General features: G+C 70.0%; 14 protein-coding genes. 3 read left to right on the top strand and 11 right to left on the bottom strand.

Annotation, left to right across the window (positions count from 1 at the left end; translation table 11 throughout):
* Position 1: 1 nt before the first annotated feature.
* From OG897_RS03790 to OG897_RS03765, 6 genes are all read right to left on the bottom strand, one after another.
* Positions 2–1,621 carry an APC family permease gene (locus OG897_RS03790; protein WP_266652862.1) on the bottom strand — a complete coding sequence of 540 codons (1,620 nt, stop codon included), beginning with the start codon at positions 1,619–1,621 and terminating at the stop codon, positions 2–4.
* Positions 1,622–1,861: 240 nt separating this feature from the next.
* Entirely contained in the window at positions 1,862–3,319 is a 1,458-nt protein-coding gene (locus OG897_RS03785; RefSeq protein WP_266652860.1) for an aldehyde dehydrogenase family protein, read from the bottom strand.
* Entirely contained in the window at positions 3,316–5,058 is a 1,743-nt protein-coding gene (locus tag OG897_RS03780) for an amidohydrolase family protein (protein ID WP_266652858.1), read from the bottom strand. The genes OG897_RS03785 and OG897_RS03780 overlap by 4 nt, the downstream gene beginning before the upstream one ends.
* A 303-nt stretch (positions 5,059–5,361) precedes the next feature.
* Entirely contained in the window at positions 5,362–6,480 is a 1,119-nt protein-coding gene (locus OG897_RS03775) for an LLM class flavin-dependent oxidoreductase (RefSeq protein WP_266652856.1), read from the bottom strand.
* A gap of 96 nt (positions 6,481–6,576) precedes the next feature.
* Positions 6,577–7,362 carry an SDR family NAD(P)-dependent oxidoreductase gene (locus OG897_RS03770; RefSeq protein ID WP_266652854.1) on the bottom strand — a complete coding sequence of 262 codons (786 nt, stop codon included), beginning with the start codon at positions 7,360–7,362 and terminating at the stop codon, positions 6,577–6,579.
* 38 nt (positions 7,363–7,400) lie between these two features.
* Positions 7,401–8,345, bottom strand: a complete 945-nt coding sequence (locus OG897_RS03765; protein ID WP_266652852.1) for a TIGR03619 family F420-dependent LLM class oxidoreductase — start codon at positions 8,343–8,345, stop codon at positions 7,401–7,403.
* A 210-nt stretch (positions 8,346–8,555) separates the two neighbouring features.
* Between OG897_RS03765 and OG897_RS03760 the strand changes: the two genes are divergently transcribed.
* Entirely contained in the window at positions 8,556–9,098 is a 543-nt protein-coding gene (locus OG897_RS03760; RefSeq protein WP_266652850.1) for a hypothetical protein, read from the top strand.
* Positions 9,099–9,255: 157 nt separating this feature from the next.
* Here the strand turns inward: OG897_RS03760 and OG897_RS03755 are convergent, their stop codons facing one another.
* Complete coding sequence (locus OG897_RS03755) at positions 9,256–9,588, bottom strand: YkvA family protein (RefSeq protein WP_266652848.1); 333 nt, start codon at positions 9,586–9,588, stop codon at positions 9,256–9,258.
* A gap of 206 nt (positions 9,589–9,794) precedes the next feature.
* Here OG897_RS03755 and OG897_RS03750 point away from each other — a divergent pair, with 206 nt between their 5' ends.
* Positions 9,795–10,700, top strand: a complete 906-nt coding sequence (locus OG897_RS03750; protein ID WP_266652846.1) for an NAD(P)-dependent oxidoreductase — start codon at positions 9,795–9,797, stop codon at positions 10,698–10,700.
* A 150-nt stretch (positions 10,701–10,850) separates the two neighbouring features.
* Positions 10,851–11,789, top strand: a complete 939-nt coding sequence (gene hemC / locus OG897_RS03745) for a hydroxymethylbilane synthase (RefSeq protein ID WP_266652844.1) — start codon at positions 10,851–10,853, stop codon at positions 11,787–11,789.
* 245 nt (positions 11,790–12,034) lie between these two features.
* Here the strand turns inward: hemC and OG897_RS03740 are convergent, their stop codons facing one another.
* The 4 genes from OG897_RS03740 to OG897_RS03725 form a co-directional block, all read right to left on the bottom strand.
* Positions 12,035–12,247: a cold-shock protein gene (locus tag OG897_RS03740; protein ID WP_266652842.1), complete on the bottom strand. Its 213-nt coding sequence runs from the start codon at positions 12,245–12,247 to the stop codon at positions 12,035–12,037.
* A gap of 314 nt (positions 12,248–12,561) precedes the next feature.
* Positions 12,562–12,900, bottom strand: coding sequence for a MerR family transcriptional regulator (locus OG897_RS03735; RefSeq protein WP_266652840.1), 339 nt, complete (start codon positions 12,898–12,900; stop codon positions 12,562–12,564).
* 811 nt (positions 12,901–13,711) lie between these two features.
* Complete coding sequence (locus tag OG897_RS03730) at positions 13,712–14,356, bottom strand: ADP-ribosyltransferase (RefSeq protein WP_323187980.1); 645 nt, start codon at positions 14,354–14,356, stop codon at positions 13,712–13,714.
* Between the two features lie 147 nt (positions 14,357–14,503).
* Positions 14,504–15,040: a DUF6584 family protein gene (locus OG897_RS03725; RefSeq protein WP_266652836.1), complete on the bottom strand. Its 537-nt coding sequence runs from the start codon at positions 15,038–15,040 to the stop codon at positions 14,504–14,506.
* Positions 15,041–15,090 lie beyond the last annotated feature (50 nt).

Genomic DNA, 15,090 nt, shown 5'->3' with positions numbered 1-15,090 from the left:
CTCAGTCGGCGACGACCAGCGCCGGGGTGTCCTTCGTGAGGACCTCGCCCCGGAAGAAGGCCGGGCTGCGGCGCCGCATCAGCAGCATGAGCACGAAGCCGACGAGGAGCAGGCCGACGCCGATCACGAAGACCGAGCCGACGCCGAAGACGGACGAGCCGCTGCCGTAGGCGGGATCCCACATGTCGTAGAGGGTCTTGGCGAAGACGGCGGCGAGGAGCACGCCACCGAGGATCGGGAAGACGCCCTTGAAGAAGGCGTCGCGGAGGGAGCTGGTGAGGTCGCGCCGGAAGTACCAGGCGCAGGCGAAGGACGTCAGCGCGTAGTAGAAGCAGATCATGAGGCCGAGCGCGTAGATCGTGTCGACGAGGACGTGCTCGCTGACCAGCGTCATGACCGTATAGAAGACGCCGGTGGCGACGCCCGCGTGGACGGTCGCGCGGCCGGGGCTCTTGAAGCGCGGGTGGACGCGGGAGTACGAGGCGGGCAGGGCCTCGTACGCGGACATCGCGAGGACCGTACGGGCGACCGGGATGAAGGTCGTCTGGAGGCTCGCGGTGGCGGAGGCCAGGACCGCGACGAAGAGCAGGATGCCGAGGACCGGGCCCATCACGGGTCCGGCCAGGGCGGCGAAGACGTTGTCGGAGGTGTCCGGGTTTCCGAGGCCGAGGCCCTTGTCGCCGGAGCCGACGGCCAGCTGCGCGGCAACGGCGGTGGCCAGGTAGGAGCCGACCAGGACGACCATCGCGACGAGGGCGGCGCGGCCCGGCGTCTTCTCGCTGCCGGTGGTCTCCTCGTTCGCGGTCAGGCAGGCGTCCCAGCCCCAGTACATGAAGATCGACAGGGAGAGGCCCGCGGTGAAGGCGGCGAAGGAGCCGACCGAGAAGGGGTTGAACCACGACCACGAGAAGTCGAGGCCGCCCGCGAACTCGGGCAGGTCGCTGCCCGCCTTGCTGAACGCCATCACGACGAAGAGCACGAGGACCGCGAGCTGGAGGCCGACGAGGGCGTACTGGACGCCCTTCGTGGCGGTCATGCCCCGGTAGCTGACCAGCGTCGCGAAGGCGATGAGGGCGAGGCAGGTGAGGATGTGGACGGCTCTGTCGTCCTCCAGGGCGGCGATCTTCTCGCTGCCCGTGAGCTCGCCCGCGAGGAGCCAGAAGTACGAGGTGGCGACGCCCGCGAGGTTGGACAGGACGATGATCGTCGCCACGACCAGGCCCCAGCCGCACATCCAGCCGACGCGGGGGCCGAACGCCTTCACGGTCCAGGTGAAGGAGGTGCCGCAGTCGGGCATGACGCGGTTGAGCTCGCGGTACGCGAAGGCGACGAGGAGCATCGGCAGGAACCCGGCGAGGAAGATCGCGGGCATCTGGAGGCCGACCTCGCCGGCGGTGGAGCCGAGCGTGGAGGTCAGGCAGTAGACGGGGGCGACGGTGGAGATGCCGATGACGGCGCTGCCGAGCAGGCCGACGGAGTTCCCGCCGAGGCCCTTGTCGCGGACGCCGTCGGGGGTGCCGGTGCCGGTCTTGGTACCGGTGCCTGATGTGCGCGGGGGTGCCCCCTCGGGGACGCCCCTTACCGGGTCTCCGGCCTGCGGCTTCGATTCCACCTGTGTCATGGGAGGGACGTTAGATGCTGCGTTTTCCACATCCGGAAGGGAAAAGTCCGGTACTGCTTCCTTGAGTTGAAGGGGGTGATGCCCCCTTTTGGGGGATGGTTTGGCGGGTGTGGCGACCTCCGCGCCTTCGGAATGATGGGTTGGGGGCGTGCCACCGGAATGCGGAAACCGTAGGTCGGCCCGGTATGTCCGGTTTCAAAATTTCCCGTGGGGCGGGAGGGACACCGGGACGCGCTCCCCTCACCCCGGCCAGACCACCGCCTGCACCTCGCTGTAGGCGTGCAGGGCGTACGAGCCGACGTCGCGGCCCACGCCGCTCCGCTTGAAGCCGCCGAAGGGGGCCTCCATGTTGCGGCCGACGGTGTTGATGCCGACGCCGCCCGCGCGCAGCCGTCGGGCGACCCGGAAGGCGCGGGAGACGTCCCCCGACCAGACGTAGTCGATCAGCCCGTAGTCGCTGTCGTTGGCGAGGGCGATCCCCTCCTCCTCGTCGTCGAAGGGGACGACCACGACGACCGGACCGAAGATCTCCTCGCGGACGATCCGCATGTCGTTGGTGCAGTCGGCGAAGAGGGTCGGGGCGACGTAGAAACCCCGGTCCAGGGCCGGACGCTCGCCGCCCGCGACGAGCCTCGCGCCCTCCTTCTTCCCCAGTTCGACGTACGACTCGACGCGGTCGCGGTGGGCCGCCGAGATGACCGGTCCGACGACGGTCCCCGCAGCGGTCGGGTCGCCGACCTTCAGATACCCGACGTACGTCCGGAGCCTCTCCACCAGGGCCTCGTACACGCCCCGTTGGACCACCACCCGGGTCGGTGCCGTACAGATCTGCCCGCTGTAGAAGGAGAAGGTCGTACCGATCCCCGTCGCCGCCGAGTCGAGGTCCGCGTCCTCGAAGACGAGCGCGGCCCCCTTCCCGCCCAGCTCCATCAGCTGCCGCTTCATGCCGCGCCCGCAGACCTCCGCGATGCGCTGCCCGACCCCGGTGCTCCCGGTGAAGCTGACCATGTCGACGGAGGGCGAGTCGACGGCCGCCTCGCCGACACCGACCGCCGCCCCGTTGACGACGTTGACCACCCCCGGCGGAAGCCCCGCCTCCGTCAGCGCCTCCGCCATTCTGAAGACGGACAGCGGGTCCTGCGGGGCGGGCTTCACCAGCACGGTGTTGCCCATGGCGAGGGCGGGCGCGATCTTCCCCGACGGGTTGGCCCAGGGGTTGTTGTACGAGGTGATGCAGGTGACGACGCCGACCGGCTGCCGTACTTCGAGCGCACCGAAGACCCCTGCCTTGCCCATCGGCCCGGCCGCGTTGATCTGCGGTGCGATGGCCGTCTCGGTCGGCTCCAGCGCACCCTTCGCGTACCGCCGGAAGCGCGCCTCGCCGACCGCGACCTGCATGCCGCGTGCGGTGCCGGTAGTGGCACCGGTCTCGGCCTGCGCGAGCTGCGCGTACGCCTCCGACTCCCGCCGGACGATGTCCGCCGCCCGGTCGAGGACGGCCGCGCGCTCCTCCGGTTTCGTACGGGACCAGCTCCGGAATGCCTCGCGGGCGGCGTCGGCCGCTTCGTACACCTGCTGCCTGCTCGCCTCGGGGGCGAGGCCGACGACTTCCTCGGTGGCGGGGTTGATCACCTCGTAGTGTCCTGCGGCGGGCTCGACCCACTCGCCGCCGATCAACAGCCTTTGCTTGCGCGTCACTTGGTGCTCACCGTCCTCGTGTCGCGGCCCGAGCGCAGGACGGTCCCCGGGACCGCGCCGGTGACCTGGTCGTCGCGTATCGTCTCGACTCCGTTGACGCGGACGCTCACGATGCCGAGCGCCTTGGAGTCCAGGCGGGGGCTGTCGCCGGGCAGGTCGTGGACGAGCGTGGCGGGGCCCGCGTCGATGCGCTCGGGGTCGAAGAGGACGAGGTCCGCGTGGAAGCCCTCGGCGATGCGACCGCGTTCGCGCAGGCCGAAGAGCTGGGCGGGGTCGTCGGTGAGCATCTTGACGGCCTGTTCCAGGGGGAGGAGCCTGCGCCCGCGCAGGCAGTCGCCGAGGAAGCGGGTCGTGTACGGGGCTCCGCACATGCGGTCCAGGTGGGCGCCGGCGTCGGAGCCGCCCAGCATGACGTCCTCGTGGGTCCAGGTCGCGCGGCGCAGGGCCCAGGAGTCGGGGTCGTTGTCGGTGGGCATGGGCCACAGGACGGTGCGCAGGTCGTCGTTGCAGCAGATCTCGACGAGGCAGGCGAAGGGGTCCTGGCCGCGTTCGGCGGCGATGTCGTTGACGACGCGACCGCTGACGCCCTCGTTCTCCCTGCTGTACGTGTCCCCGATGACGTAGCGCCCGAAGTCGGCGAGGCGGCGGAAGACTCCGGCCTCCTTGGAGTCGGCGCGGCGGAGCATCTCCGCGCGTACGTCGGGGTCGCGGAGCCTGGCCATGCGCTCCGGCACGGGAAGGGACAGGATCTCGCCCCAGCCGGGGATGAGGTTGAGGGCGCAGAAGGTGCCCAGCGACATGTTCATGGGCGTGAGGATCGGCATGGTCAGCGCGACGATCCTGCCACCGGCCTTGCGGGCGCGCTCGCTGGGGACGAGCTGGCGGGGGACGCGTTCGGGGACGGCGGCGTCGATGGTGAGGACGTTCCAGTTGAGGGGCCGGCCCGCGGCGGCGCTCATCTCGACGAAGAGGTCGATCTCGTCGTCGTCGAACTGGTCGAGGCAGCCCGCGACGATGGCCTCGATCTGGGTGCCTTCGTGTTCGCCGACTGCCTTGCTGAGGGCGAGGAGTTCGGCGGGGCGGGCGTGGCGCGAGGCGACGGGTTTCCCGTCGCCGTCGGAGTGGGTGGAGGACTGGGTGGTGGAGAAGCCCCAGGCTCCGGCGTCCATGGCTTCGTGCAACAGCCTGACGATCTCGGTGAGTTCGGCCTTGGTGGGCTGGCGGTCGGTGACGGCGTCGGGGCCCATGACGTAACGCCGGAGCGCGCAATGTCCCACCATGAAGCCCGCGTTGACGGCTATCCGGCCTTCGAGGGCGTCGAGGTACTCGGCGAAGGACGACCAGGACCACTCGACGCCTTCTTCGAGTGCGGCGAGAGCCATCCCCTCGACCTTGGACATCATGCGGCGGGTGTAGTCGGCGTCCTCGGGGCGGTCGGGGTGGAGGGGCGCCAGGGTGAAGCCGCAGTTGCCGCCCGCGACGGTGGTGACGCCGTGGTTGAGGGAGGGGGTGGCGTACGGGTCCCAGAAGAGCTGGGCGTCGTAGTGGGTGTGGGGGTCGACGAAGCCGGGGGCGAGGACGAGTCCGGTGGCGTCCTCTTCGGTACGGGCCTCCTCCTCGATGCCGCCGGGCGCGGCGATCCTGGCTATCCGCCCGTCGCGGATGCCGAGGTCGGCGGGGCGCGAGGGGGCCCCGGTGCCGTCCACGAGGGTGGCGTTACGGATGAGGTGGTCGAGCATGGGCGTCCTTTCGGGGGAAGTGTCCTCTTCGGGGCGGGCTCCGTCTGCCCGCGCCCCCGACGATGCCCCGCAGGGGCATCTCAGGGGCGCGGGGAACTGCGCGACCAGCCACGACGCACCCGCACGTACACCGGGACAGCCGCGCGGCGAGCGCTTCAGGTGAAGGGTGGGATCTCCCTGCTCGAACGAAGTGGAGAGCTTGGGGAAGGGACAGGGGCACACCTCCCGCCGAAGCGGGCCGGGGGCCCGGGGGCGGAGCCCACGGCGGCAACCCCAGCCCCGCCCACCCCGCAGGGAAGCGAACTACCCCTGCCGCATCCGCGAGGTCCTGTGCACGGGATCCGTGTCGATCTTCGGAATCACGTTCTCCCCGATCAACCGGATCGTGTTCATCGTGTCCTCGGGCGACACCCCGATCGGCAGCCCGAAGGACAACTGGTCCGCCCCCGCCTGCTCCCACCGCTTGCACTGCTTCAGCACTTCGTCGGGATCCCCACAGATCATCAGCTCCTCCGCGATCAAGAGCTCGATGATCTCCTCGCTGTACTCCGGCAGAAGCTCCGGCCACTCCGGAATCCCCTCCGGCCGGGGAAACGTGTCGTGGTACCGGAAGAGAAGCGACTGAAGGTAGTTCAGCCCCCCGTCCACCGCCACCTGCACCGCCTTCTCGTGCGTCTCCGCACAGATGGCGGTCGACGTCACCATGACGTTGTCGTTGACGAACGCCCCCACCGGCTCCGCGTCCTTCACCGCCGTCTTGTACGACTCGACGACCCACTCCATGTCAGCGACCTTCTGGACGCTGAACCCCAGCACCCCCAGCCCCTTCTTCCCCGCCATCGCGTACGACGACGGAGACCCGGCCGCGTACCACATCGCCGGGTGCGCCTTCCCGTACGGCTTCGGGAGGATCTTCCTCGGCGGCAGCGACCAGTGCTTGCCCTGGAAGCCCTCGTACTCGTCCTGGAGCCACATCTTGGGGAACTCGGCGATCGTCTCCTCCCAGATCTCCTTCGTGTGGTTCATATCGGTGATCCCCGGCATGAACCCCAGGATCTCGTGCGACCCGGCCCCCCGCCCGCTCCCGAACTCGAACCGCCCCCCGCTCAGGTGGTCCAGCATGGCGACCTTCTCCGCCACCTTCACGGGGTGGTTCACCGGCGCCAGCGGATTGAAGATCCCCGACCCCAGGTGAATCCGCTCCGTCGCATGCGCCAGATACCCGAGGAAGACGTCGTTCGCCGACAGGTGCGAGTACTCCTCCAGGAAGTGGTGCTCGCTCGCCCACGCGTACTTGAACCCCGACTTGTCCGCCTGAATGACGTACTCGGTCTCCTCGATCAGAGCCTTGTGCTCCGCCTCGGGGTCGACCTTGGCACGCGCGGCAGGCACGTAACCCTGCACGAAGAGACCGAACTCCACTGAAGTCCACCGCCCTCAAAGTTATCTGACACACCGTCAGCATTTCTGCGACCGACTGTTCCACCGAGCCACCACACCGTCAATACTGACGACCCATCAGATAATGGAGACCCCCGCCAGCCATCCGCCGTCCACCACGAACGGCTGCCCGGTGATGTACGAGGAGTCCTCGGACGTCAGGAACAGCGCCAGCGCCGCGACCTCCTCCGGCCGCCCGATCCGCCCGAGCGGCACGAGCTTCTTGTAGAGCTCCGCCACCCCGGCCGCCGTCTCCTCGGGGTCGGCCGTCGGATCCAGCGCCGCCGGATTGGTCATCGCCGTGTCAACCGCCCCCGGACACACGGCATTCACCCGTATCCCCTTCGCCGCCAGCTCCATCGCCGCGACCCGGGTGAGCCCGAGGATCGCGTGCTTGGTCGCCGCGTACGCGCCCACGTACGCCATGCCCGTCATCGCCGTGTACGAGGCGGTGTTGACGATGGTGCCGCCCCCGGCCGCCTCGATCTCGGGCGCGACGCTGCGTATCCCGAGGAACGCACCCACCTGATTGACCTGGATGATCTGCTGGAACTCCTCCAGCGGCGTGTTCACCAGCTCGTTGAACCGCAGGATCCCCGCGTTGTTGACCAGCCCGTCGATCTTCCCGAAGGCGTCCTTGGCGGCGGCCACGGCCGCCGTCCAGTCCTCCTCCCGCCCCACGTCCAGATGGACGTACAGCGCCACGCCCTCCCCCAACTCCTTCGCCAGCGACTCCCCTTGTTCATCCAGTACGTCCCCGATCACGACCTTCGCCCCTTCCTTCGCGAAGAGCCGCGCCTCCTGCTCGCCCTGCCCGCGCGCCGCACCGGTGACGATGACGACGCGCCCGTCCAGCTTGCCCATGCCCTGCACACCCCTTCGGATTCCGCACGAGGCCCTCGCTACGGGAGCAGCGGAGCCACTTCCGCGGCGAACGCCGCCATCTGGTCCGTGAGTTCGTCCACGCCCCGGCTCCGGAACCGCACCTGGATCTGGTGCACGCCCATCGCCCGGTACGCCCGCAGCGACTCGGCGATGGCGTCCGGTTTGCCGGTCAGCGTCCGCCGCCCGACCTCCCAGCCCGCGTCGCCGACGTACAGCGGCTCGACGATGGCCCCGATCTCGATCGGCCGCTCGACCCCCGCCTCGGCCCGCAGCCGCTTCAGCTTCTCGATCTGGCCCGGCAGCCTGTCGCGCGGATCCCCCTGCGGAAGCCACCCGTCCCCCCGTACGGCGGCCCGCCGTACGGCAGCGGGCGAAGACCCGCCCACCCACACGGGCACCCGCTCCCGCGCGGGCCGAGGCTTCTGCCCGAGCCCGCTGAACGCGTACCGCTCCCCTGCGAACTCCGGGAACTCCTCGGGCCCGAGCGCCGCCCGCAGCGCGTCGATCGACTCGTCCAGCAAAGCGCCGCGCCCCGCGAAGTCGACCCCGAGCGCGTCGAACTCCTCCTCGACGTGCCCGGCGCCGACGCCGAGGATCAGCCGCCCCCCGCTCAGCCGGTCGAGGGTCGCGTACTGCTTCGCGGCGGCCAGTGGATGCCGGAGCCCCACCACGGCCACATGGCTCAGCAGTTGTACGCGCTCGGTGACGGCGGCGAGATGGGCGAGGGTCGCCACGGGGTCGTACCAGACCGTGCTCATCGCGTCGGCCAGCCGCCTCGGGATGGCGACGTGGTCGCACACGGCGATGTACGCGAAGCCGTTCCGGTCGGCGGCACGTGCCACGTCGACGAGCTCGGCCGGTCCCGCCTCGGCCTCCCACCCCTCCGCATAGATCACGCTCTGCGACTGGACGGGCAGCTGCATCCCGTACGACAGCCGTCCTTCGGGCAGGACCCGCACCATGAGAAGACCCCCTGATCTGACGGGTCGTCACAGACTCGACGACTGGCCCATCGTCATAGCTGACGCCCAGTCAGACAAGGGGTCGCGCACCGCCCTTTGCCGCACCACCGCTCTCACAACTCCCTTCTGCAACCGCAGACTTCGCCCGCTGCGTCCTCGTCGACGAACACTTCCCCCATGCCGCCCGACACACGTCGAGGAGTCCCCCGCATGACACAGCCAGGACAGCCCGCAGGGCCCACCCGCCGCACCGCCCGCTGGGAGCGGTACCGCGTCACCCACCCCTTCTCCGGCAAGGACCAGGCGGGCCTCTGGGGCTCGATCGTCGCCGTCTTCGCACTCGCGGTGCTGCTCGGCTGGGCCCTGGAGATGCAGGGCGGGGTGGTGATCGTCGCGGCGGTCCCGTTCATCATTTCCTGGTTCGAGGGCCGCCGGACGGCGTTCCAGTTCAACCCGGCGGGCGCGCAGGTCGGCGGCGTGACGCTCCCGTGGACGGAGATCACCCAGTTCGTGGTCGCCACCCCGCCGAACAGCCCCCAGGCCCTGCTCGGCGTGCGCCTGCGCCCCGGTGCCGCGCTCCCCGCGAACGCCGCCCTTCCGCCGCAGAACCCGGCGATGCCCGCCCCGCTGCACGTCGCCGTGGCGCGCGAGAAGTTCGACCTGACGAAGATGCTGGCGAAGGCCCGGAAGTACGCGCCGTCGCACGTCCAGATCGTGGTCGCGGAACCGACCGGCGAACGCATAGCCGCCTGACCCACACCGACCGGCGAACGCATCGCCGCCTGACCCGCACCGACCGGCGAACGCGCCGCCACCTGACCCGCACCGCACCGCACCGCGCCGCGCCCGCCGACATCACCGCTGCTGCCCCCGACCGGCACTCCGGCCGGGGGCACTCCCGAAACTCGTCCTACTTCACTGACCAGTCGGCCCGCTCGACCGGCACGGGCTCCCGCCGCTTGCGTCCCACGCCCGCCTTCTCGGCAGCCGCGTACAGCGACCGCAGCGCGATCAGCAGGATCCCGATGTCGTCCAACAACACCGGATCGGGCAGTAGGTCCACCGGGCTGACCAGATACGCCACGGCCCCCCAGAACAGCACCTTGTTCTCGACCGGAATCCCGGCCTCCGTCAACAGTTTCCGGGCCTGCACCATCTTGACCAGCAGGATCACGGCGACCACGATCATCGCCAGGACCGCGAGCCCCGCCAGCACCAGCAGGACGACCGTCCCGTCACTCATGCGCACTCCTCGTGGTTCTCCCCGTCGTTCGGCTCTCCCTCTCGTGTACCCGGACGAGGCCGATCCGCTCCCCGCCGCGCGAAGGTTCCCCCCTCCGCGCGGACCACCCACCTTTTAGTGCGTACTTGAGCGCGGGGACGCACGCCCCGAAGCTGGAAGCAGCCCACTCGGGCCCGCCTCACCCCCTTACGAAAGGCAGCTCCGCCATGTCCGCGTCCCCCGCCGCACCCTCCGCCACCAAGCCCCCCGTCACCGTCCTGGGCCTCGGCCTGATGGGTTACGCCCTCGCCGACGCGCTCCTCACGGCGGGCCACCGGGTCACCGTCTGGAACCGCACCGCCGCCAAGGCGGCTCCCCTGGTCGAACGCGGCGCGCTCCTGGCGCCTTCCGTCCGCGAGGCCCTGGAGGCCGGCCCCCTCACGATCGCCTGCCTGCTGGACTACGACACCCAGCGCGCCCTCCTGGAACCCGCCGCCGGCGCCCTCCACGGCCGTACGCTCGTCAGCCTCACCAACGGCTCCCCCGCCCAGGCCCGCGAGACGGAGTCCTGGGCCCTGGCTCTCGGCGCGCGGTACGTCGACGGCGGCATCATGGCGGTCCCCCACCAGATCGCCACCCCCGAGGCATTCCTCTTCTACAGCGGTGCCCAGGACCCCTTCGACGAGCACCGCACCACGCTCTCCGTCCTCGGCACCCCGCACTACCTGGGCCCGGAGGTCGACGTCGCGTCCCTCTACGACCTCGCCCTGCTGAGCGGCATGGACATGATGTTCGCGGGCTTCTTCCACGCGACGGCGGTGGCCACCTCGCACAAGGGCACCACCGCGTCGGACTTCGCCCCGCACCTGGTCACCTGGCTGACGAGCATGCTGGGCATGGTCCCGCTGATGGCGGCGGACATCGACTCCTCCGGCCCTCCCGCGTACTCCCAGACCCTCGACCTGGTACGGGCCGCCGCCCGGAACATGGGCGACGCGGCCCGCGAGGCGGGAGTCCGCGCGGACCACTTCGACCGTACGGTCGCGGAGCTGGACGGCCGGATCGCGGCGGGCGAGACGGAGTACACGGCGAGCACGGCGGTCGACCGCCTGCGGGTTCCGGCCCGGGGCTGACTCCCGTTCCGGGTCGTCACCGGGGAGGGCCACGGCGTGCCCGTCCCCGAGGCCGCCCTCCCTCTTGATGACAATCTGTCGGAATCCGCACCCATCCGGTGCAACTAGGGTGGCCGGTCAACACCCGCGCATCAGCAAGGAGTTGACCGCATGACCGACGACGTGATCCGCATCGGGTCCCGGGCGAGCAAGCTCGCGCGCACCCAGGTCTCCGAGTGGCTCGCGCCCCTCGCCGAACGGTTCCCCGGCGTGAGCTTCAAGCGGGAGGTCATCCTCGAAGGCGGCGACCAGGACCGCGTCACCCCGACCCTCGCCGAGGTCGCCAAGGCGTCCGGCGGTTCGGCCTTCTCCACCAACCAGGAGGCCGCCCTCGTCTCCGGCCGCGTCGACGTCGTCGTCCACTCCCTCAAGGACCTCCCGACCAGCGTGTCGCCCGGCACGGCCCTCCTCCTCACCCCGGGACCGCGCGAAGACGTACGGGACGTCCTGTGCGGCTCCACCCTCGACGGCCTCCGCGAAGGCGCCCGGGTCGGCACCGGCGCCCCGCGCCGGATCGCCCAGCTCCTCGCCCTGCGCCCGGACCTCGACGTCGTCCCGATCCGGGGCAACGTACCGGGCCGCCTCGCGAAGACCGGCGGCCGCGACGGACTCGACGCCGTGGTCCTGGCCGCCGCGGGCCTGAACCGGCTCGGTCTCCTCCCCGACACCCACGAGGTCCTGGACCCGCTGGCCTTCCCCCCGTCCCCCGGACAGGGCGCCCTCGGCATCCAGGTCCGGACCGGCTCCCCCGCCGCCCGCCTCCTCGCCGGGACGGGCGACCCCGGCGTCGACGCGTGCGTACGGGCCGAACGCGCACTGCTCGCCGAGCTCCACGGGGGCTGCTCGGTGCCGGTCGGCGCCTGGGGCCGCCTCACCGAGGACGGCCTGCTGCACCTGTCCGGCACGGTCACTTCCCTGGACGGAACACAGCAGGTCACCGCGTCCGCGTCAGGCCCGTCCGACGCCCCCGCGAAACTCGGCGCGTACGTCGCCGCAGACCTGCTGGAGCAGGGCGCGGCGGGCATCCTCGCGGCGATCAGGAGGCCCTGAGACGTCGGCCGACGGGCGATGTCTCTTCACGGCACCGCAGGAATACCAGAGACCATGGGAAAATTCGGCCATTCCGGCCGACACCCTCAAAGCACGAATTACCTGCGAGCCCATCCCCAGGACGCCATTCCAAAGAGCCCATTCCCAGGAACTCGGGAATGGGCGAAGTCTGCGACATTACGAGAGATTCAGGGAATGGGAAAAGGGCGGGAATTACCCCTGCTCCTCGGCCCGCGCGGTGGGTGTCAGCGCTCCGAAGGGACGATGTTCTCAGCCATCGGACCCTTCTGGCCGTGCAGGATGTCGAAGGTGACCTTCTGCCCCTCGACCAACAGCACATCAACGCCCTGACCAGCGATGTTCGAGTAGTGAGCGAACACGTCGGCACCGTCGGCGTCCTGCTCGATGAAGCCGAATCCCCTGGCCGCGTTGAACCACTTCACAGTGCCGGACGCCATATCAGGTCTCCCTTTGGGCAGTACGCCGAAACCCGCAATTCACGGATACCGGGTCGCGCGCTGACGCCTCACCCGGAGATATAGAGCCACGAGTGCAACTGGCATCGACAGTAGCATGCGGCAGTTGCCGCCTACCCTGCGATGGATTCCACGCGGTCCGGCGTACTCAATACGCTGCCTGCGCGCCGTATTGAACCCTCTTTCAGCGGCCGTAGAAATTGGCCCGCCCCGGGTGCAGAGTTCACACGTCGGGGCGGGGCGGCACCACTGCCGCACCGCCCCGCGCTCCGTACCTCTGCCGCCCGTCCACCGCTTCAGCCGGAGGGAGTCGACTTCTCCGCCTCGGCGGCACGCCGGAACTCGGCGTTGATCCGCTGGGCCTCTTCGAGCTGGTCTTCCAGGATGATGATGCGGCAGGCGGCCTCGATGGGGGTGCCCTGGTCGACGAGTTCCCGGGCGCGTGCGGCGATGCGCAACTGGTAGCGGGAGTAGCGGCGGTGGCCGCCCTCGGACCGGAGCGGGGTGATCAAACGGGCTTCGCCGATGGCACGCAGGAACCCCTGCGTGGTGCCGAGCAGCGCGGCGGCCCGGCCCATGGTGTAGGCGGGGTAATCATCGTCGTCAAGACGGCCGAACGAGTCGTCTACTGTCATTTGCACCTCTCTGGGCAACGCATGGAGGGGCCCTGGTGCCATTTGGCACCAGGGCCCCGAAGGAACTTGCTACACCATCTGTCGGCCTTGGTACTGCGCCGATCTCATTTTTCCACGTGCCCGACCTGACTGCTGTCGGGGCTGCGGGGATCGCGGTTGCTTGACCGGAGACCACCTCACTATCGCGATGTCCTGCGGTACCCGGGCGATCTCTCTCCCACCCGGGCGATCCTGATGGCGTCCAGCTCCTCCGTTCTCCCTCTTGGGACTTACTGCTTGTACTGCTGGGAACTGCGCACTGCGGGGGTACTGCGAACTGCGTGTACTGCTGTTACCGCTTGTACTGCTGTTACTGCTTTGTACTGCGAACTGCTCGGCGGCCTGTGACAGCACCGCCCTTCGGCAGCCAGCCCCGTCGCCCTTCCTGCATCCGCTCTGGCTTAGAACCCCACTGCCGAACCTCCCGGTGCGTGCGTCCGCAGCCAACGCCTTCACCGGGGTACCGCGTACTGCATTCACTGCTGCGTACCAACTACGGCAGCCCCTGATCACTGCGGGCCGCCCGGTCCGGTCGCCAGTCCCGTCGCCGTACTGCACACAACCTGGCTTCGAAACTCCGCCACCGCACCGTCCTGCGTACTGCTGGTACCGCTGCCCGGCAGTTCGTCCCTGCCGGGCCTTGCTTGATCTCGGCTACAAGAGAAACCATAACCACATCAACGGCGGATGTCTACTGCGGCCGCGATAGGTTTTCGTGCGTGCCGCCGGGAGGCAGTCGGCCCCGGGGTGCCGTCGGGCGAGCGGGTACGACTCAGACAGCCTCAGGGGCGCGGTACTTGGGGTTGCTCTTGCAGGCCGACATGATCTCGGTCCGGGTCTCCTTGTCGACCGGGCAGACGCCGACGACGAACTCGGCCCTGATCCCGCCGGGGAAGGCGACCTCGACCTGGTCGGCGTACTTGTGCGTGTCACCGATGGTCTTGTTGACGTCGATGCCGCCGGGCGCGTCGATGTAGTAGTTGAAGGCCCCGCCCTTCATCCACTTCACCCACTGCTTGAAGAGGTCGTGGTCGTACGTCGTGGAGACGAAGGGCGACGGCTGGTTCTTGAGGACGTACTTCTCGACGTCGTACTGCCCGTTCACGGCCTCCTTGGGCCGGAACCCCTCCACGAAGACGACGTCGGGCCCCCGCCCGTCGACCCGGTAGAGCGTCCCGCAGGTCTTCCGCACGAACGGCTTCGGAGTGATCCGCCCGAACTCCACGGTCTTGTCCACCGCCGCCGCCATCGGGTCGTAGACCTGCGGACAGGCGGGCGGGGCGGCGACGCGATAGGTCGCGGCGGCGGGTGCGGGAGCGGGAGCGGCGGCTGCCGACGGGGCGGCGAGCAGGGCGGTCAGGGCCAGTGCGGCGGACGGCAGGAAGGCGGTCCGGCGACGGGGATGAGTTGTGATCACGGAGCACACGATGGCGGCCCGGCGAGGAGGGGCCCGGCATCTCACTCGATGGTGAGCGTGTCTGGGCAAGAGGGTTGCCCAGACGTCGACTTGGGGCCCCTGCTCCCACCTGAGGGGCTCCCGGTACCTCCGTACCCGTGCCCGCTCCTAGAACAGGGAGATCAGGGAGCCCACCAGCGCCACCCCGCCCCACACCAGGCAGGTCAGGGCCAGCAGCAGTACCGCGGCGAACACCAGCCCGACCATGACCGCCCCCTTCGGAGGTGCCTCGTCCCCGGCGTCCCCAGGGCGCTTCCGCAGCGCCTCCCAGGAGAGCGGGCCGTCCGTCTCCTCCTCGGCCAGCGTGCGCAGGGCGAGGAGGCGGGCGGAGGCCGACGGGGTGGGCGCGTCCTGCTCGGGGAGGGGCCAGCGGAGGGCGCGGGCGCGTTCCAGGGCGGTGGGGAAGGCCCGCTCGAAGGCTGCCGTCTCGGTGGGGTCGGCGTCCGGGGAGAGGTAGTTCCAGCGGCCCGCCTGGGCGGGGTCGCCGAGCAGCCGGTGGGCGGCGGCGAGGCGTTCCCGTACCTCCAGGTCGGTGGGGTACGTGCCCAGGAGTCCCGTCAGGCGCTGACGGGCCGCGAGCGCGCTCGCGAGGTCGCCTGCGGCCAGTTCGGCGGCGGCGGTGCGGAGGGTGTTCTCTCTGGACATGGGCTCATGATGCGGGACGGGGAGGGGCGCGTCGCGCGAATTTCCGCTGG

Origin of the sequence: Streptomyces sp. NBC_00237 (assembly GCF_026342435.1) — a bacterium.
In the GTDB taxonomy this organism is placed as follows: domain Bacteria; phylum Actinomycetota; class Actinomycetes; order Streptomycetales; family Streptomycetaceae; genus Streptomyces.
This window is presented reverse-complemented; position numbering and strand designations above follow the sequence as displayed.

Bases quoted from the DNA above. Each gene is read 5' to 3' on its own strand.
- OG897_RS03790 (WP_266652862.1), bottom strand. From the start codon at position 1,621: ATGACACAGGTGGAATCGAAGCCGCAGGCCGGAGACCCGGTAAGGGGC.
- OG897_RS03780 (WP_266652858.1), bottom strand. From the start codon at position 5,058: ATGCTCGACCACCTCATCCGTAACGCCACCCTCGTGGACGGCACCGGG.
- OG897_RS03770 (WP_266652854.1), bottom strand. From the start codon at position 7,362: ATGGGCAAGCTGGACGGGCGCGTCGTCATCGTCACCGGTGCGGCGCGC.
- OG897_RS03765 (WP_266652852.1), bottom strand. From the start codon at position 8,345: ATGGTGCGGGTCCTGCCCGAAGGACGGCTGTCGTACGGGATGCAGCTG.
- OG897_RS03760 (WP_266652850.1), top strand. From the start codon at position 8,556: ATGACACAGCCAGGACAGCCCGCAGGGCCCACCCGCCGCACCGCCCGC.
- OG897_RS03755 (WP_266652848.1), bottom strand. From the start codon at position 9,588: ATGAGTGACGGGACGGTCGTCCTGCTGGTGCTGGCGGGGCTCGCGGTC.
- OG897_RS03750 (WP_266652846.1), top strand. From the start codon at position 9,795: ATGTCCGCGTCCCCCGCCGCACCCTCCGCCACCAAGCCCCCCGTCACC.
- hemC (WP_266652844.1), top strand. From the start codon at position 10,851: ATGACCGACGACGTGATCCGCATCGGGTCCCGGGCGAGCAAGCTCGCG.
- OG897_RS03740 (WP_266652842.1), bottom strand. From the start codon at position 12,247: ATGGCGTCCGGCACTGTGAAGTGGTTCAACGCGGCCAGGGGATTCGGC.
- OG897_RS03735 (WP_266652840.1), bottom strand. From the start codon at position 12,900: ATGACAGTAGACGACTCGTTCGGCCGTCTTGACGACGATGATTACCCC.
- OG897_RS03725 (WP_266652836.1), bottom strand. From the start codon at position 15,040: ATGTCCAGAGAGAACACCCTCCGCACCGCCGCCGCCGAACTGGCCGCA.